The sequence below is a fragment of the Azospirillum humicireducens genome (assembly GCF_001639105.2).
GTDB lineage: Bacteria > Pseudomonadota > Alphaproteobacteria > Azospirillales > Azospirillaceae > Azospirillum > Azospirillum humicireducens.
Genome location: NZ_CP015285.1, coordinates 673230 through 690027, shown reverse-complemented (window position 1 = coordinate 690027; position 16798 = coordinate 673230). Strand labels below are relative to the sequence as shown.

At 66.5% G+C, this 16798-nt stretch carries 16 protein-coding genes; 13 read left to right on the top strand and 3 right to left on the bottom strand.

All coding sequences use genetic code 11. The features are described 5' to 3' along the window. The first annotated feature begins 127 nt into the window (after positions 1 to 127). The 6 genes from A6A40_RS03125 to A6A40_RS03100 all read left to right on the top strand — a co-directional run bounded on the left by A6A40_RS03125 (position 128) and on the right by A6A40_RS03100 (position 5315). On the top strand, positions 128 to 913 hold the full coding sequence (locus tag A6A40_RS03125) for an MlaA family lipoprotein (protein WP_063634068.1): 786 nt from the start codon (positions 128 to 130) through the stop codon (positions 911 to 913). 80 nt (positions 914 to 993) lie between these two features. Continuing rightward, the gene (locus tag A6A40_RS03120; RefSeq protein WP_236783717.1) at positions 994 to 1668 is read left to right on the top strand and encodes an MlaC/ttg2D family ABC transporter substrate-binding protein; all 675 of its coding nucleotides are present in this window, start codon (positions 994 to 996) and stop codon (positions 1666 to 1668) included. A 198-nt stretch (positions 1669 to 1866) separates the two neighbouring features. Beyond that, complete coding sequence (locus A6A40_RS03115) at positions 1867 to 3363, top strand: pentapeptide repeat-containing protein (RefSeq protein WP_063634066.1); 1497 nt, start codon at positions 1867 to 1869, stop codon at positions 3361 to 3363. 144 nt (positions 3364 to 3507) lie between these two features. After that, on the top strand, positions 3508 to 3645 hold the full coding sequence (locus A6A40_RS30655; protein ID WP_158279272.1) for a hypothetical protein: 138 nt from the start codon (positions 3508 to 3510) through the stop codon (positions 3643 to 3645). An 18-nt stretch (positions 3646 to 3663) separates the two neighbouring features. After that, a complete protein-coding gene (locus A6A40_RS03105; RefSeq protein WP_063634064.1) occupies positions 3664 to 4152 on the top strand; it encodes a YsnF/AvaK domain-containing protein in 489 nt (162 codons plus the stop codon). A 5-nt stretch (positions 4153 to 4157) separates the two neighbouring features. Next, positions 4158 to 5315: a YsnF/AvaK domain-containing protein gene (locus A6A40_RS03100; protein WP_063634063.1), complete on the top strand. Its 1158-nt coding sequence runs from the start codon at positions 4158 to 4160 to the stop codon at positions 5313 to 5315. 80 nt (positions 5316 to 5395) lie between these two features. Here A6A40_RS03100 and ettA read toward each other — a convergent pair whose 3' ends face one another. Further along, on the bottom strand, positions 5396 to 7072 hold the full coding sequence (ettA, locus tag A6A40_RS03095) for an energy-dependent translational throttle protein EttA (RefSeq protein WP_063634062.1): 1677 nt from the start codon (positions 7070 to 7072) through the stop codon (positions 5396 to 5398). A gap of 157 nt (positions 7073 to 7229) precedes the next feature. Here ettA and A6A40_RS03090 point away from each other — a divergent pair, with 157 nt between their 5' ends. Next, entirely contained in the window at positions 7230 to 7727 is a 498-nt protein-coding gene (locus A6A40_RS03090; protein ID WP_063634061.1) for a YaiI/YqxD family protein, read from the top strand. Positions 7728 to 7811: 84 nt separating this feature from the next. Here the strand turns inward: A6A40_RS03090 and A6A40_RS03085 are convergent, their stop codons facing one another. Beyond that, the gene (locus tag A6A40_RS03085; RefSeq protein ID WP_063634060.1) at positions 7812 to 8084 is read right to left on the bottom strand and encodes a hypothetical protein; all 273 of its coding nucleotides are present in this window, start codon (positions 8082 to 8084) and stop codon (positions 7812 to 7814) included. 683 nt (positions 8085 to 8767) lie between these two features. Here A6A40_RS03085 and A6A40_RS03080 point away from each other — a divergent pair. Further along, positions 8768 to 9502, top strand: a complete 735-nt coding sequence (locus A6A40_RS03080) for a hypothetical protein (protein WP_063634059.1) — start codon at positions 8768 to 8770, stop codon at positions 9500 to 9502. A gap of 66 nt (positions 9503 to 9568) precedes the next feature. Here the strand turns inward: A6A40_RS03080 and A6A40_RS03075 are convergent, their stop codons facing one another. Then, entirely contained in the window at positions 9569 to 10972 is a 1404-nt protein-coding gene (locus A6A40_RS03075; RefSeq protein ID WP_063634058.1) for an FAD-linked oxidase C-terminal domain-containing protein, read from the bottom strand. A gap of 462 nt (positions 10973 to 11434) precedes the next feature. Between A6A40_RS03075 and A6A40_RS03070 the strand changes: the two genes are divergently transcribed. The 5 genes from A6A40_RS03070 (at position 11435) to A6A40_RS03050 (ending at position 16775) form a co-directional block, all read left to right on the top strand. Continuing rightward, positions 11435 to 12499 carry an ATP-NAD kinase family protein gene (locus A6A40_RS03070; RefSeq protein ID WP_063634057.1) on the top strand — a complete coding sequence of 355 codons (1065 nt, stop codon included), beginning with the start codon at positions 11435 to 11437 and terminating at the stop codon, positions 12497 to 12499. A gap of 32 nt (positions 12500 to 12531) precedes the next feature. Continuing rightward, on the top strand, positions 12532 to 13515 hold the full coding sequence (locus tag A6A40_RS03065; RefSeq protein WP_063634056.1) for a thiamine pyrophosphate-dependent dehydrogenase E1 component subunit alpha: 984 nt from the start codon (positions 12532 to 12534) through the stop codon (positions 13513 to 13515). 50 nt (positions 13516 to 13565) lie between these two features. After that, the gene (locus tag A6A40_RS03060) at positions 13566 to 14600 is read left to right on the top strand and encodes an alpha-ketoacid dehydrogenase subunit beta (RefSeq protein WP_063634055.1); all 1035 of its coding nucleotides are present in this window, start codon (positions 13566 to 13568) and stop codon (positions 14598 to 14600) included. A gap of 168 nt (positions 14601 to 14768) precedes the next feature. After that, positions 14769 to 15893: an acetoin dehydrogenase dihydrolipoyllysine-residue acetyltransferase subunit gene (locus A6A40_RS03055; RefSeq protein WP_174718506.1), complete on the top strand. Its 1125-nt coding sequence runs from the start codon at positions 14769 to 14771 to the stop codon at positions 15891 to 15893. Between the two features lie 96 nt (positions 15894 to 15989). Then, positions 15990 to 16775, top strand: coding sequence for a glucose 1-dehydrogenase (locus tag A6A40_RS03050; RefSeq protein ID WP_063634054.1), 786 nt, complete (start codon positions 15990 to 15992; stop codon positions 16773 to 16775). Positions 16776 to 16798 lie beyond the last annotated feature (23 nt).

Genomic DNA, 16798 nt, shown 5'->3' with positions numbered 1-16798 from the left:
AATCTTCCTCCAGACCGCGTTGCCACCTTGCCAGGGTTGAGGACATCCGCCATCGGAGTCTTCGGTTGTGGACAGGACATGCGGCGACCCGCACCGAGTCGAGCCAACAGATAAAGAGCCGTCGCACATGAAGCTGGCCAGCCTTTCCCGCTCCCTCCTCCGTACGGCCACCGTCGTGGCATTCGCCCTGACGGCAACGGCCTGCGCGACCAACCCAGGCGACTCGGGCGCAACGGATGCCGCCTATCAGGTCAACGATCCGCTGGAAATCCCCAACCGCTTCGTCTTCGCCGCAAACGAGGCGGCAGACGTCCTGGTGATCCGTCCGGCGGCAGAGGTTTACGTCGGCGTCGTGCCCGATCCGGTGCGCGATGCGATCCACAACTTCATCGACAACCTGATGTCGCCGCTCTACATCGCCAACAACCTGCTGCAGGGCAATGTGGAGGGGGCGTCCAACGCCACCGGGCGCTTCCTGACCAACACCATCCTGGGCGCGGGCGGTATCGCCGACGTCGCCACCCAGGCCGGCATCCCGCGTGCGCCGGAGGATTTCGGCCAGACGCTGGCGGTGTGGGGCGTGGGTGACGGCCCGTACATCGTGCTGCCGCTGCTGGGCCCGTCGAATCTGCGCGACACCGCCGGCTATGCCGTCGACACCGTCGGCGATCCGGTCCGCATCTGGGCCTACGGCACCGACCACAAGGGCATGCTGGTGGGCCGCGCCGTCGTCGGCGCCGTCGACCGCCGGTCGGAGATCCTGAAGGAGGTCGACGACCTGCGCCGCAACTCGCTGGACTTCTACGCCACCGCGCGCAGCCTGTACCAGCAGCAGCGCCGTGCGGCGATCGCCAACAACAAGGCGGCGGCGTCGCCGGAATTCCCGGACTATTCCACCCCGCCGAAGCCCTGACACGGAGCCGTCCGGCCGGTTCACCGGCCGGACGGCTATGGATTTCGTATCCCCGAGATCAGAGGACCCCCAAAGGCCACATGACCGTTGACAATGCCGCGGCAACAGCCACTTTTCGCCCTACCATGCTGACACGCCGCAAGTTCGTCGCGTGCGCTGCCCTGCTCGCGGTGAGCGGTTGGGCTGGGCACACACTCATCTCCCCCGCCGCCGCACAAGGCACGGACCAGGGAGCCAGCGCGTTCATCCAGAAGCTGGGGAACGACGCCATCGCAACCTTCTCGGACAAGAGCCTTTCGCGCGATCAGGCGATCCAGCGCTTCCGCACGCTGCTGTACGCCGGCTTCGACGTGCCCTACATCGGCCGCTGGGTGCTGGGCCGCTATTGGAACAGCGCGAACGAAGCCCAGCGGGCCGAATATCAGAAGCTGTTCGAGCAGCTGATCGTCAACACCTATGCCGAGCGTTTCGTCGAGTATTCGGGCGAGACCTTCAAGATCACCGGCACTTCCCCGGCCGGTGAGGCGGATAGCATGGTGACGACCCAGATCGTCCGCCCCAACGGCCCGCCGGTGAATGTCAGCTGGCGTGTCCGCAAGTCGGGTGCCGACTTCAAGATCATCGACGTGGTGGTGGAGAATGTCAGCATGGGCGTGACCCAGCGGCAGGAATTCGCCTCCGTCGTCGAGCAGAATGGCGGCCGTATCGACGGCCTGATCCAGGCCCTGCGCCAGAAGGTCGGCCGCGCCGGCTGAACCGCCCGGCGTCGAATCGACATCCCCACGAAGGCCGCCTTATCCCTGTGGAAGGCGGCCTTTTCCATGTCCAGCCTTTGGTTCCGGAACCGTAACGAAGACGCACCGTCGAGAAACCGTGACGCGACTGTCCGGACGGGCTATCGTTGCCCCGACGCTCCTGTCTTTCGTCATACGGTGGATCCGGGAACCGACGCCATGGCCGAACGCGATCCCAAAGAGATCGACGAGCTCCGGACGATCATCCAGGCGCATCAGGCATGGCTGAAGCGGCGGTCCAGCGGCCGCCGCGCCGACCTGAGCTTCCGCGACCTGTCCCGGTTGAACCTGGAGCGCGTGTCCTTGGCCGGAGCCAAGCTGGCCGGAGCGAATCTCAGCAACACCCGCATGGTGAAGGCCGACCTGTCGCAGGCCGACCTGTTCGGTGCCGACATGGAGGCGGTGAACCTGTCGGCCGCCATCCTGACCGGCGCCGATCTGCGCGGGGCGAACCTGCACCGTGCCCTGTTGACCGACGCCAACCTGCGGGGCGCCGATTTCCGCGCCGGTGAACTGGTCGACGGCAGCGGCCCGAATGGCAGCCAGACGGCGCGAGGCACCGGCACCACCCGGCTGACCGAAGCGAAGATGGAACGCTCGATCCTGGCCGGCGCCAATTTCAGCGGCTGCGACCTGACCGGCGCCGACCTGAACGATGCGGACCTGACGGGGGCGGAGTTGACCTCCGCCGTGCTGATGGGCACCGATTTCTGCGGCGCCAACCTGGACGGGGCGGTGTTCGGCAATACGGTGATGGACAATGCCACCCTCACCCGCACCTTCATCCCCTTCGCCCTGCCGCCCGACGCCATCGTTCAGCCCAACTACACGGCAATGCCGGTCGCCGAGTTTCTGGATCTGGTGGAGCGCCACGAACGATGGGTCGACAGCGGCGGCGCCGATGGGGCGCGACTCGACCTTGACCTCGTGTCGGTGGCCGGGGCGGACCTGCATGGGCGCACGCTGGCGGCAGCCCGGCTGCGCCGCTGCCGGCTGCCCGGCGCCCGCCTGACCAAGGCGAGCCTGGAAATGGCGGAGCTGTCCTACATCGATCTGGACGAGGCCGACCTGCGCGACGCCGTGCTGCGGGGGACCACACTGCGCCGTGCCTATCTGGCGCACACGCTGATGAATGGAGTGGATGCCCGGCCGGTGCCGCTGGCCGGCGGCCGCGACTGGCCGGCCAATTTCGAAGGCGCCGACTTCTCCGACGCCGACCTGCGCGACTCCACCATGGGGCCGGCGGTCGTCCGCGGGGCGAATTTCCACAATGCGCTCACAGACCGGTCGGGCATCGACATGCCCAGCGCCTCCAGCCCCTTTCCCCCGCCCCCGCCTGAAGAGCGGCGGCGCCAGAAGCGCTTCGTACGTCCGGGCATGGTGGTCCACACCGAACATGGCAGTTTCCCCGCCCGAAACTGGTCGGTGGGGGGCCTGTGCCTGCTGGCGGTCGACCAGCCCTACCAGCGCGGCCAGACCTTCCAGGCCCGCGTGGTGCTGGCCGACCGGCAGGAGGTGGCGGCCGTCGCCAACCTCGTGGTGCTGCACCGCGACGAGGAGCGCGGCCAGCTGTCCGTCCGCTTCCACCAGTATGGCGACGACCTGAAGGCGCTGCTGAAGACCGCCTTCCTGGAGCATCAGCGGATGGCCAGCTGAACCGGCGCTTTGACACATCTGCGCTTGATCGTTTGATTTGAAAGGGTCGTTGATTCCTCGGAACGATCATGGGGGCCTTCTGTTTGAATGGAGCACGCCGGATGGGAGCGCAACCCGCCGGTCCATCCCCGCAAGGAGGCTCCCATGGCAGACGAACAGAAGCCCAGGAAAGTTGGTGTGTATGACACCGTGACCGGAGCAGGAAGCGCCGGGATGAACTGGATGTGGATCATTCTCGGCCTGATCGTGGTCGCGATCGTCCTCTATCTCCTGTTCCGCTGACGCGCGGCGCCAGCCGCCATGACGTCCGCGCAAGAACCGTCCGAGAAAGAACCGCCCCCCGGCGGCGGCGATGCGGTCATTCGCCTGCATGACGAGTCGGTGACAATCGACAAGCAACTGGTCGAGCGAAGCCGTATCCGGGTGACCACCCGTGTGTCCGAACGCGAGGAACTGGTCCGCGAAGCGCTGGAACAGGAAGAGGCCACCGTCACCCGCATCCCGATCGACCGCGAGATCAATGCCCATCCCGGCATCCGCCAGGAGGGCGACGTCACCGTGATCCCGCTGGTCGAGGAGGTTCTGGTGGTGGAACGGCGGCTGGTGCTGCGCGAAGAGCTGCACATCCGCAAGACCCGGCGGACCGTCGAAGTCGAGCAGCCCGTCACGCTGCGGTCTGAAGAGGCGGTGGTGGAGCGTGTGCCAGCCCCGCCCTCCTCCGCCGATGCACCCTACCGGAAATCGTCCCCCAACCCGAGCTCGTCCCCCACGAATTCGTCCGAGGAGTAAAGCCGATGACCAAAACCATCGTCGCCCTTTACGACCACCGATCCGACGCCGAGACCGCCTCCCGCGACCTGCAGGCCGCCGGATTTGAAACCGGCGCCGTCGAAATCCTGTCCCACGCCGATCTGGCAAACGGCCGATGGAGCGGCAGCGACACCGCCGGGCTTGGCACCACCGCGGGCGATTCGTCGATGGGCGCCGCCGGCGGCATGGCCCGCACCGACCTGTCCACCGACTATGTCGCATCGCCCAATACCATGCCCGGCAGCAGCATGGGCACCGGATTGGAGGCCGGGGCCGGTGCCGGAATGGGCGCTGGAATGGGAGCAACCACCGGCACGACGACCGGCGGCATCCTCACCCGCCTGTCGGGTTGGGGCGTCCCCAATCAGGACGCACAGGTCTATGCCGAAGGCGTGCGCCGGGGCGGCTCGCTGTTGAAGCTGCAGTTGGACGAGGATGATGTCGACCGCGCCATGGAAGTTCTGGAACGCGGCAACGTGGTGGATGTCGAGGAACGCGGGACCGTCTATCGCAACTCCGGCTGGACCGGCTTCGACGAGAGCGCCGACTTCTACGACGACAGTTCGGCCGATGAGGAGCGCCTGCGCTATTCGCCCGGCCGGATCGACACGACGGGTGCAGGCACGGGCACCAGCGCCGGCCTGACCGGAGCCGCCGCCGCCATGCGCGACGTCAACGCCGACAGCACCCGCAGCGGCAGCTCCGAACGGGAAGAGCAGATCCCAATCGTCGAAGAGCAGGTCAAGGTTGGCAAGCGCAGCGTCGAGCGCGGCGGCGTCCGCGTCCGCAGCTATGTCGTCGAGACCCCGGTCGAGGAGCAGGTACGGCTGCGCGACGAGACCGTCACCGTCGAGCGCCGCCCCGGCGGCCTGGTCGAGGGCGGCACCGAGGTGCCTGCCGACGCCTTCCGCGAGCGCACCGTCGAGGTGACGGAGACCGATGAGGAAGCGGTGGTCAGCAAGACCGCCCATGTCCGCGAGACGGTCGTGGTCCGCAAGGATGTCGAGGAGCGCGCCGAGAGCGTGCGCGACACCGTCCGCCGCACCGAGGTGGAGATCGAGGACACGCGGGACAAGAGCACCCGCAACCCGCTGTCCGACCGGCCGCCCTCCGACCGGACGGATGACGACATCACCCGCTGACCGAAACAAGCGTTCGCGGGCACGAAAAAGGCCGCTCCCCCCAGTTGGAAGGAGCGGCCTTTCTCATTCAGGCAACAGGATCAGCCGCGCACCAGCGGCTTGTACTTGATGCGGTGCGGCTGGTCGGCGTCGGCGCCCAGGCGGCGCTTCTTGTCGGCCTCGTAATCCTGGAAGTTGCCTTCGAACCATTCGACGTGGCTGTCGCCCTCGAAGGCCAGGATGTGGGTGGCGATGCGGTCGAGGAACCAGCGGTCGTGGCTGATGACCACGGCGCAGCCGGCGAAGCTCTGCAGCGCGTCTTCCAGCGCCCGCAGCGTATCGACGTCCAGATCGTTGGTCGGTTCGTCGAGCAGCAGGACGTTGGCGCCGGATTTCAGCATCTTGGCGAGGTGGACGCGGTTGCGCTCACCGCCCGACAGCTGGCCGACCTTCTTCTGCTGGTCGGGACCGCGGAAGTTGAAGCTGGAGACATAGGCGCGGCTGGGCATGGTCTTCTTGCCCAGCTCGACCAGATCCAGCCCGTCGGAGATCTCCTCCCACACCGTCTTCTTGGCGTCGAGGCTGTCGCGGCTCTGGTCGACATAGCCGAGCTTCACCGTGTCGCCGACGCGGAAGGTGCCGGCATCCGGCCCGTCCTGCCCGGTGATCATGCGGAACAGCGTGGTCTTGCCGGCGCCGTTCGGGCCGATGACGCCGACGATGCCGCCCGGCGGCAGGCGGAAGGACAGGCCGTCGATCAGCAGCCGGTCGCCGAAGCCCTTGGCGATGTTCTCCGCCTCGATGACGACGTTGCCGAGCCGCGGCGGCACCGGAATGACGATCCGCGTCTCGCCGCCCTGCTCCTTGGCGCTTTCAGCCAGCAGCGTCTCGTATGCGGTGATGCGGGCCTTGCTCTTGGCCTGACGGGCGCGCGGGGATTGGCGAATCCATTCCAGTTCGGTCGCCAGCTGCTTCTGGCGGGCTTCCTCCTGGCGGCCTTCCTGTTCCAGGCGCTTCTGCTTCTGCTCCAGCCAGGACGAGTAGTTGCCTTCCCACGGAATGCCCGACCCACGGTCGAGTTCGAGGATCCAGCCGGTGACGCTGTCCAGGAAATAGCGGTCGTGGGTGACCAGCACGACGGTGCCCTTGTAGTCCTCCAGGTGCTTCTGCAGCCAGGCGACCGATTCGGCGTCGAGGTGGTTGGTCGGCTCGTCGAGCAGCAGCAGGTCGGGCTTTTCCAGCAGCAGCTTGCAGAGAGCGACGCGGCGACGCTCACCGCCCGACAGCTTGGTCACGTCGGCGTCGCCCGGCGGGCAGCGCAGGGCGTCCATGGCGATCTCGACCGTGCGGTCGATGTCCCAGGCGTCGGCCGCGTCGATCTTCTCCTGCAGCTCGCCCTGTTCGGCCAGCAGCGCGTCGAAATCGGCATCGGGATCGGCCATCAGGTTCGACACTTCGTTGAAGCGGTCGAGCAGCGCCTTCGTCTCCTTCAGCGCCTCCATGACGTTTTCCTGGACGGTCTTGGTCGGGTCCAGCTGCGGCTCCTGCGAGAGGTAGCCGACCTTGGCACCCTCGGCCGCCCAGGCCTCGCCGGAGTAGTCCTTGTCCAGACCGGCCATGATCTTCATCAGGGTCGACTTACCGGCGCCGTTGACGCCGAGCACGCCGATCTTCACACCCGGCAGGAATGAGAGCCAGACGTTGTCGAGAACCTTCTTGCCGCCAGGATAGACCTTGGTCAGGCCCTTCATGACATAGACATACTGGTAGGACGCCATGCGCCGCTCCGACCTTCCGAAAAGATGTGGGAAATGGCGCCGCCCCAGCCTTGCGGTTCTACGGCACCCTGTCGCTAGGGTCCGGTTTTAGCGCATAAGGGCCCTGCATGAAACCTTGTTGAACCGACCCACGGAGATCGGGCGGTATCGGCGGGAAATGGCAGGAGAAAAAGGATTGGTCAGCCCCAAGGTCGAAATCTACGTCGATGCCGACGCCTGTCCGGTCAAGGCCGAGGTCTACAAGGTCGCCGGTCGCACCGGCTGCAAGGTGTGGCTGGTCGCCAACGCGCCGCTCCGCCTGCCGACGGAGTGCATGGCCGAACTGGTGGTGGTCAGCGACGGCTTCGACGCCGCCGACAACTGGATCGCCGAACAGGCCGGCCCGACCGACATCGTGGTGACCGCCGACATCCAGCTGGCCGACCGCTGCGTGAAGCGGAACGCGGTGGTGATCGGCCCGACCGGACGCCCCTTCACGCCCGACAGCGTCGGCTCGGCGCTCGCCACCCGCGCGCTGATGCAGGATTTGCGCGACATGGGCGTGGTCAGCGGCGGCAACGCGCCGATGAGCCAGCGCGACAAGTCGCAGTTCCTGCAGACACTCGATCAGGCGGTGCAAGCACTGAAGGCGGGACGGCGGCCGAAATTCCGGTGAAGGCCGGGCACTGAAAAGGAAAGGCCCGGCTCCAAACGGAACCGGGCCTTTCCTGCAGGATCGGTGACTGCCAGTGGCCGGCGATCACTCCCAGCCGGCAACCTTCTCGCAAGCCTTGCGGGCTTCGGGATTGGCCTTCTCCCACTGCGTGATGGTCCGGGTCTCGTTGTTGTCCATCTTGTCGTTCATGCAGACGCAGTACTTGTTCACGACCGTTTCAGGCACCTTGGCGTCGGCGTTGTCCTTCATGCACTGGGCGACCCACTTGGCATTGTCGTCCGCCAGGGCGGGCGCACCGGCAGCGAGGATGCCGACCGACAGGACACCAAGGGAAAGAGCGACAGCGGAAAACTTCATGATCGGTCTCCAGTGTGGAAGGCACAGCGAAAGCTAGGTGCGGCACCGGAAGCGGTGCACAAGAACATTACGGTCGATAATCAAGTTCCGGAAATCGGACAATTCGCAAAATTGCCGAGCACTATTCCATTTACAAATCATTAATACACATTGAAATAATAACATAGAAATACAAATCAATATTACAAAGCTGCAGCCAACCGCTGTTCATCATCATGCTTGTGATAATAAGCCTTCCATCTCTTCCAGCATCGATTCCCCCCAATGAAACAGCCCGATATCGATCTGGCGGTACAAGTCACAGATCCTGTAGACACTGGATCGGCACCGAACGCAGGATGGCGACGCAGATTCCGACAGAAGAGCCAGGCCGGCGTCATCGCTCGGATCACCGAGAACAGAGCCTCGCCAAAACAGAGTCCGCGGAGAATTTTATTTGGATTTTCGCAACCAACATTTGTATGTTGCAATCTCCAGAGATTACATTCTCGCTTCCAGCTTCCCACGCCTCAGGGAAAGATGATTTTCCCTTCCAATGCTCTATTTCTTATCTTAGTGTCCTTTGGGGTGGTCGCCGCTCCATCGGGAGACACGCCTCATTCAGTGGCGTACCGCAAGACGCCATGCGGTCTCCGCCGGACGGTACGGCACCGGACCGAAGCCAGACTGAGAGAGCGAGCCCGATGTCACTTCCGACCGCATCTTTCCTCGATGAGATGAAGAGTAAGTGCGACCAAGCGGTCGAGAAGGCCGGGGGCAAGCGGCCGACACTCGAGATCGCCGACAAGGTCCTGAATTTCTGCAGCCGCAACGGCTCCGAGATCCTGAAAATGGGCGGTGAGATGGCGCTGCAATCCGGCGTGACCCATCTGGCCACCGCAAGCGGGGTGTCGAGCGGCGTCGCCATCCCGCACACCGCCATCCCGGTGGTCGCCTCCGGCGGTGTGGTGTTCATGCCGCTGGGCGCGGCTCTGGCCCCCTGGATTGCGGCGGCCAAGGTCGCGTCGATGGCCGAATCCGTCTACGACCTGCACGACCTGAACGACATGGCGAAGGGCAAGCGCAAGGGACTGGCATGCTCCTGCGGCAACTGCACCAAGCAGGTCGGATACGCGATCGACAAGAAGGAGGTCGTGGCGGCGCGCATCGGCGTCGGCGTCTTCACGGCGGGCGCCAGCGAAATCCTGTATCGCGGCCTCTACAGCTTCGGGAAATCGATCAAGTCAAAGATCCTCAAGGAAACGCGGCCGAAGGAAACCCACGCGAAGGCTCTGGTGGAGTCGGCCCGCCAGGGCTGCCACGTCGCCATGGCGACGATCCTGACCCTGGTCGGCGGGGATGGAAAGAAGGCGGTCCGCCAAGCGGTCACCATCATCGTTTGCGAAGACGGTTGGGAACGGCTGAAGAGCTATATGTGATCGGCGGCACGGGTCGGAAGCCGGCGGGCCGGGGCCGGAGGAGCGGTGTCCCCCGGTCCCTGCCGGTCAGACCCGCACCACCTTGCCCGGATTCAGCAGGTTGTCCGGGTCGAAGGCACGCTTCAGGTCGCCCATGACGGCGAATGCCTCGCCGGCCTCCTGCTCCAGGAACGCCATCTTGCCATAGCCGATGCCGTGTTCTCCGGTGCAGGTGCCGCCCATCGCCAGCGCACGGCCCACCATCTTGTCGGCAAGGCGCTGCGCCTCGGCCAGTTCCGCCGGGTTCTCCGGGTCGAGGACATAGACGAGGTGGAAGTTGCCATCGCCGACATGGCCGACCATCGGCGCCAGCATGTTGGACTCGGCCAGATCCTGCTTGGTTTCCAGGATGCAGTCGGCAAGCCGCGAGATCGGCACGCAGACGTCGGTCGGCCAGCCCTTCGACCCCGGACGCAGGGCGAGTGCGGCGTAATAAGCGTCGTGCCGGGCCTGCCACAGCTTGGACCGGTCCTCCGGCCGGGTGGCCCAGGCGAACTCCATCCCGCCATGCTCGGCGGCGATGGCGGCCACCATCTCCGCCTGCTCCTTCACGCCGGCCTCGGTGCCGTGGAACTCGAAGAACAGGGTCGGGGCGACGGCGTAGTCGAGCTTGGAGTATTTGTTGACCGCGTCGATCTGCACCTCGTCCAGCAGTTCGATGCGGGCGACGGGGACGCCAACCTGGATGGTCTGGATCACCGTATCGACCGCGCCCTTGATGGTCGGGAAGGCGCAGACGGCGGACGAGATCGCTTCCGGGATGCCGTAGAGCTTCAGCGTCACCTCGGTGATGATGCCGAGCGTACCCTCGGAGCCGACGAACAGACGGGTCAGGTCATAGCCGGCCGCCGACTTGCGCGCCCGGCCGCCGGTCTTGATGACGCGGCCGTCGGCCAGCACCACGGTCAGACCCAGGACATTCTCGCGCATGGTGCCATAGCGCACGGCATTGGTGCCGCTGGCCCGCGTTGCCGACATGCCGCCGAGAGAGGCGTTGGCGCCGGGATCGATGGGGAAGAACAGGCCAGTGTCGCGCAGATGCTCGTTCAGCTGCTTGCGGGTCACGCCGGCCTGGACGGTGACGTCCAGATCCTCCGCGCTGACGCGCAGGATCTGCTGCATGCCCGACAGGTCGATGGTGATGCCGCCGGCCAGCGCCGCGATGCCGCCCTCCAGCGAGGTGCCGGTGCCGAAGGGGATGATCGGCAGCTTGTGCTTCGCGCAGATCTTGACGATCGCGCTGACCTCTTCGGTCGAGTTGGCGAAGGCGACGCCGTCCGGCGGACAGGGCGTGTGATAGGACTCGTCCTTGCCGTGATGCTCGCGCACCGGCAGGGAGGTGGTGAACCGGTCGCCCAGCAAAGCCGACAGCTCGGCCCGAGCCTCCTCGGTCAGGGCCGCGCGCGGCTGGGTGGTGGCGATGACGGTCATGGGTGTTGTCCTCCCCGGTCGAAGGTTCATTGGTATGACCAAGCGAGGCTAAGGCGGCTGGCAAGTGCTTGGCAAGACGGGCGCTGTGCAGGGGTGGAATGCCGGGGTGCGGCTGGCGCATGAAAAGGTGGGCAGCCATTAACTCATGCGCGAGTGGGTTCCATCATCGCTCAATCGGATGGAGAGTGGCAGATGGCCGAACCGACGCTCACCGGCGTGCTGAACCTGATCCCCACCCGCATCGCCGCGGTTCCGCCAGCCGCGGAGTGACGCCACAGCTGTTGCATCGGCAACGCAACAGTCCATGCAACACCTGTTGCAACGCCCCACCCCGCCACACCACCCCGAACCGTTGATAATCAAGAAAATCCGCTGAACTGACCTTCTGGCACGGCGGTTGCTCTTACCTCTTCGAACCGCGCGTCGATCAACGGCGCGCATCAGCGAGGGGGAGGCGCAATCTTGGCTCCGGTCGTCGGCATCGTCGCCAATCCGGTTTCAGCCCGCGATATCCGCCGGGTCGTCGCCAACGCCACCAGCCTGCAGATCGCCGACCGGGCGAACATTCTGCTGCGGGTGCTGGCGGCGCTGCATGCCTGCGGCGTCCGCGACGTTCTGATGATGCCGGAGAATGGCGGCATCCGCGCCCATGTCGAGCGCGGCATGATGCGGGCGAAAGCGCGCGGCGAGGACATCTACCCCGCCCTCCACCCGGTCGCCATGCCAGTCACCGGCACCGTCGCCGACACCCACCGTGCCACCGCGGAGATGCGGCGGGCCGGCGTCTCGGCACTGGTGGTGCTCGGCGGCGACGGAACCCACCGGGCGGTGGCGGCGGAATGCGGAACGGTTCCCATCGCCGGCATCTCCACCGGCACCAACAACGCCTTCCCCGAACACCGCGAGCCGACCATCACCGGGCTCGCCACCGGGCTGGCTGTCACCGGCCGGGTGCCGCCGCACATTGCATTCTCCGCCAACAAGCGCATCGACGTGTCCCTCCGCAGCGGGGCGGACGGCGGAACCGTCACCGAGATGGCGCTGGTCGATGTCGCCCTGGTGACGGAGCGCTATATCGGCGCCCGCGCCCTGTGGCGGACCGAGAATTTCCGCGAACTCTACGTCACCTTCGCCGACCCCGAGGTGATCGGCATGTCGGCCATTGCCGGCCTGCTGGAACCCGTCGGCCGCGACGAGAGCGGCGGCCTGATGGTGCGGCTGTCGCCGGATGGCGATTGCCGCAAGAGCACCACCCTCCAAGCCCCCATCGCCCCGGGAATGATGGCTGAGGTCGGCATCACCGACTGGCGCCGCATGCCCGCCGACGTCGCCTTCGTGCCGGAGGTTGCCGCCGGATCCATCGCGCTGGATGGGGAGCGCGAACTCTCCTTCAGCGAACGCGACCGTCTGTCCCTGACGCTCAGGGACGACGCCTTCCGCACGGTCAACGTCGCCGCGGTCATGCGGCACGCCGGCCAGAACAGGCTGCTGACCGGCACACCCGTGCCCGTCGCCGCCGCCTTCTAACCATCAAACACACATCAGGGAGAAAACACCTCATGGCCCAGAATCCCTTCCCCCTCGGCAAGGACGAGCTGCTGAAGGCCTACCGCACCATGCGGACGATCCGCGAGTTCGAGGAGCGGCTGCACGTCGATTTCGCCAAGGGCGACATCCCCGGCTTCGTCCACCTCTATGCCGGCGAGGAGGCCTGCGCCACCGGCATCATGATGCACCTGAACGACAACGACCGCATCGCCTCCACCCACCGCGGCCACGGCCACTGCATCGCCAAGGGCGTCGACGTCCACGCGATGATGGCGGAGATCTACGGCCGCTCCACCGGCGCCTGCCGGGGCAAGGGCGGGTCGATGCACATCGCCGACCTGTCCAAGGGCATGATGGGCGCCAACGGCATTCTGGGGGCCGGGGCGCCGCTGATCTGCGGTGCTGCACTGGCGGCCAAGGTGCGCGGCGACCGCGGCGTCGGCATCACCTTCGTCGGCGACGGCGCGTCCAACCAGGGCACCTTCCTGGAAAGCCTGAACCTCGCCGCGGTGTGGAACCTGCCGGTGGTCTTCGTGGTGGAGAACAACGGCTATGCCGAATCCACCGCGATGGAATGGGCGGTGTCCTGCGACAGCTACGTCGACCGCGCCACCGGCTTCGGCATGCCGGGCGTCACGGTGGACGGCACCGACTTCTTCGCGGTGTACGAGGCGGCCGGCGAGATCATCCGCCGCGCCCGCGACGGCGGCGGCCCGGCCCTGCTGGAATGCAACATGGTCCGCTTCTACGGCCATTTCGAAGGCGACGCCCAGACCTACCGCGCCAAGGGCGAGCTGGAGGCGATCCGCGCGTCGCGCGACTGCCTGACCATCCTGTCGGAACGGGTGATCGAGGCCGGGGTGATCAGCCGCGACGAGTTGCAGGCCATCGACCGCGAGGTCAACGCGCTGATCGAGGACGCCACGCGCGCCGCCAAGGCTGCCCCGCTGCCAGTGCCGGAAGACCTGCTGCGCGACGTCTACGTCGCCTACTGAGCCAATCCCGATCCCAATTGCAAGAAACGCCAAACGCGCGGAGGAAACACATGTCCCGCAAGATCAGCATGAAGCAGGCGATCAACGAAGCACTGGATCTGGAGATGCGCCACGACCCCACCGTCATCGTCATGGGCGAGGACATCGTCGGCGGCACCGGCGCGAAGGGCGAGGACGATGCATGGGGCGGCGTGCTGGGCGTCACCAAGGGTCTGTACGCCAAGCATGGCGACCGGCTGATGGACACGCCGCTGTCGGAATCCGCCTATATCGGTGCGGCCGTCGGTGCCGCCGCCTGCGGCCTGCGCCCGGTGGCCGAGTTGATGTTCCTGGACTTCATGGGCGTCTGTTTCGACCAGATCTTCAACCAGGCCGCCAAGTTCCGCTACATGTTCGGCGGCAAGGCCGAAACCCCCGTGGTGATCCGCGGCATGGTCGGCGCAGGCTTCCGCGCCGCCGCCCAGCATTCGCAGATGCTCACCCCGCTGTTCACCCACATCCCCGGGCTGAAGGTGGTCTGCCCCAGCAACGCCTATGACGCCAAGGGCCTGCTGATCCAGTCGATCCGCGACAACGACCCGGTCATCTTCTGCGAGCACAAGAACCTCTACGGCCTGGAATGCGAGGTTCCGGCCGAGAGCTACGCCATTCCCTTCGGCGAGGCGAACGTGCTGCGCGACGGCGACGACGTGACCATCGTCAGCTACGGCCTGACCGTCCACCGCGCGATGGAGGCGGCCACCGCGCTGGCGAAGGACGGCACAGAGGCCGAGGTGATCGACCTGCGCACCCTGTCGCCCATCGACTGGGACACCATCGTCGAGAGTGTGGAGCGCACCGGCCGGCTGGTGGTGGTGGACGAGGCGCACCCGCGCTGCAACCTCGCCACCGACATCGCCGCCTTCGTCGGCCAGAACGCCTTCGGCGCGCTGAAGGCTGGCATCCAGATGGTGACGGCACCGCACACCCCGGTGCCCTTCGCGCCGTCGCTGGAGGATCTGTACGTCCCCAGCGCCGACAGCATCGCCAGCGCCGTACGCCGCACCCTGTCGCCCAAGGGGGCGTCGCCGCGGATCGCGGCGTGACGCGTCACCGAACAGCCCGCAAGAAGCGCACCTCTCCGTCATTCCCGCGAAGGCGGGAATCCAGACCGTTTCGGATCGCGGCAATGGCCGACACCTGGATCCCCGCCTCCGCGGGGATGACGGAAAAGCGTGAGCCAAGCAAAAAACATTTTCAGGAGCCTGCACCACATGTTGAACGAGCGCATCAAGCCCATCGTCATGCCGAAATGGGGCCTGTCCATGTCGGAGGGCAAGGTCACCGGCTGGCTGAAGCGGCCGGGGGCCACCATCTCCATCGGCGATGAGCTGCTGGAGGTCGAGACCGACAAGATCACCAATGTGGTCGAGGCGGGCGAGACCGGCGTGCTGCGCCGCGTGCTGGGCGAACCCGGCACCGTCTATCCGGTCAAGGCGCTGATCGCCGTGCTGGCCGAACCCGACGTGCCGGACGACGACATCGACGCCTTCATCAACGCCTATGCCGTCCCGGCCAGCGAGGAGGGCGACGAGGCCGAGGCTGGCCCGCAGTACCACACCGCCGAGACGCCGGCCGGCACCATCCGCTATGCCAAGCGGGGCGAAAGCGGGCCGACCGTCCTGCTCGTCCACGGCTTCGGCGGCGATCTCGACAACTGGCTGTTCACCATCGACGCGCTGGCGGAGAAGGCCACCGTCTATGCGCTCGACCTGCCCGGCCACGGCCAGTCGACCAAGCAGATCGCCGACCCCAGCCTGTCCGGCCTGTCGCAGGCGGTGCTGGGCTTCCTCGATACGGTCGGGGTGGAGCGCGCCCATTTCGTCGGCCATTCGATGGGCGGGGCGGTGTCGATGCGCACCGCGCTCGACGCGCCGGGGCGGGTGGCGTCGCTGTCGCTGATCGCGTCGGCCGGGCTCGGCGAGCAGATCGACCACGGCTACATCCAGGGTTTCGTCGGTGCGACATCCCGCCGCGACCTGAAACCGGTGCTTGAGACGCTGTTCGCGGACCGCGGCCTTGTCAGCCGCCAGATGGTTGACGACCTGTTGAAGTACAAGCGGCTGGACGGCGTTGACGAGGCGCTGCGGGCGCTGTCGGCCTCGCTGTTCGCCGAGGGCCGGCAGGCCAGCGTGCTCGCCGCCGGGATCGCGGACGCCAGGACGCCGACGCTGGTGGTGTGGGGCGAGGAGGATCGCGTCATCCCCGCCGACCACGCCCAGGCGCTGGCGAACACGGCACAGGTCGCCGTCATCCCCGGCGCCGGCCACATGGTGCAGATGGAGGCGGCCGGCAAGGTGAACGCGCTGCTGAAGGACCACATCGCCAAGGCGGACTGAGGAGGCCAGCCCCCTTCCCGCCCCTTTTCCCCGGTTCCCGAACCCCTCGCCACCGGCGCGCGGGCTGTCCGCCAGCGCGCCGACAGGAGACCGTTCATGCCCGATCTCAAGGACAAGAGCATCATCGTCACCGGCGCCGGCCGCGGCATCGGCGCCACCATTGCCAAGGCGCTGGCCGCCGACGGTGCCAAGCTCACCATCGCCGACCGTACCGAGGCCGACGCCCGGCAGGTGGCGGACGCCATCCGCGCTGCCGGCGGCGCGGCAATCGCCGTCACCGTCGATGTCCGCGACCGTGCCGCCGTCCGCCGCATGATCGACGAGACGGTGACGGCCCATGGCCGGCTCGACGTGATCTTCAACAATGCCGGCATCGCCCAGACCAAGCCCTTCCTCGACATCACCGAGGACGACTGGCACACCGTCAACGACGTCAACGCGCTGGGCGTGCTGATCGGCATGCAGGAAGCCATCAAGACGTTCAGGAAACAGGGCGGCGGCGGCAAGATCGTCAACACCGCCTCCATCGCCGGCAAGCAGGGCTACGAGCCGCTGGCCCACTACTCCGCCAGCAAATTCGCCGTTGTGGCATTGACCCAGGCCGCCGCCCGCGGCTTCGGCAAGGACGGCATCACCGCCAACGCCATCTGCCCCGGCGTGGTGGCGACAGAGATGTGGAAGATCATCGACCAGGGCTTCCGCGACACCGGCATCACCAAGTCGGAGAACGAAGCCTTCGACATGTTCGCCGCCGGCGCCGTGCTGGGCCGGCCGTCGCGCCCCGACGATCTGGTCGGTGTCGCCCGCTTCCTCGCCTCGTCCGACAGCGACTTCATGACCGGCCAGTCCCTGCTGGTCGATGGCGGGATGGTCTTCGCCTGACCGTTCCGACCGCTCGCCGACAA

Bases quoted from the DNA above. Each gene is read 5' to 3' on its own strand.
- A6A40_RS03050 (WP_063634054.1), top strand. From the start codon at position 15,990: ATGCCCGATCTCAAGGACAAGAGCATCATCGTCACCGGCGCCGGCCGC.
- A6A40_RS03125 (WP_063634068.1), top strand. From the start codon at position 128: ATGAAGCTGGCCAGCCTTTCCCGCTCCCTCCTCCGTACGGCCACCGTC.
- A6A40_RS30655 (WP_158279272.1), top strand. From the start codon at position 3,508: ATGGCAGACGAACAGAAGCCCAGGAAAGTTGGTGTGTATGACACCGTG.
- A6A40_RS03120 (WP_236783717.1), top strand. From the start codon at position 994: ATGACCGTTGACAATGCCGCGGCAACAGCCACTTTTCGCCCTACCATG.
- A6A40_RS03115 (WP_063634066.1), top strand. From the start codon at position 1,867: ATGGCCGAACGCGATCCCAAAGAGATCGACGAGCTCCGGACGATCATC.
- A6A40_RS03060 (WP_063634055.1), top strand. From the start codon at position 13,566: ATGTCCCGCAAGATCAGCATGAAGCAGGCGATCAACGAAGCACTGGAT.
- A6A40_RS03055 (WP_174718506.1), top strand. From the start codon at position 14,769: ATGTTGAACGAGCGCATCAAGCCCATCGTCATGCCGAAATGGGGCCTG.
- A6A40_RS03075 (WP_063634058.1), bottom strand. From the start codon at position 10,972: ATGACCGTCATCGCCACCACCCAGCCGCGCGCGGCCCTGACCGAGGAG.
- A6A40_RS03100 (WP_063634063.1), top strand. From the start codon at position 4,158: ATGACCAAAACCATCGTCGCCCTTTACGACCACCGATCCGACGCCGAG.
- A6A40_RS03105 (WP_063634064.1), top strand. From the start codon at position 3,664: ATGACGTCCGCGCAAGAACCGTCCGAGAAAGAACCGCCCCCCGGCGGC.
- A6A40_RS03080 (WP_063634059.1), top strand. From the start codon at position 8,768: ATGTCACTTCCGACCGCATCTTTCCTCGATGAGATGAAGAGTAAGTGC.
- A6A40_RS03085 (WP_063634060.1), bottom strand. From the start codon at position 8,084: ATGAAGTTTTCCGCTGTCGCTCTTTCCCTTGGTGTCCTGTCGGTCGGC.
- A6A40_RS03065 (WP_063634056.1), top strand. From the start codon at position 12,532: ATGGCCCAGAATCCCTTCCCCCTCGGCAAGGACGAGCTGCTGAAGGCC.
- A6A40_RS03090 (WP_063634061.1), top strand. From the start codon at position 7,230: ATGGCAGGAGAAAAAGGATTGGTCAGCCCCAAGGTCGAAATCTACGTC.
- ettA (WP_063634062.1), bottom strand. From the start codon at position 7,072: ATGGCGTCCTACCAGTATGTCTATGTCATGAAGGGCCTGACCAAGGTC.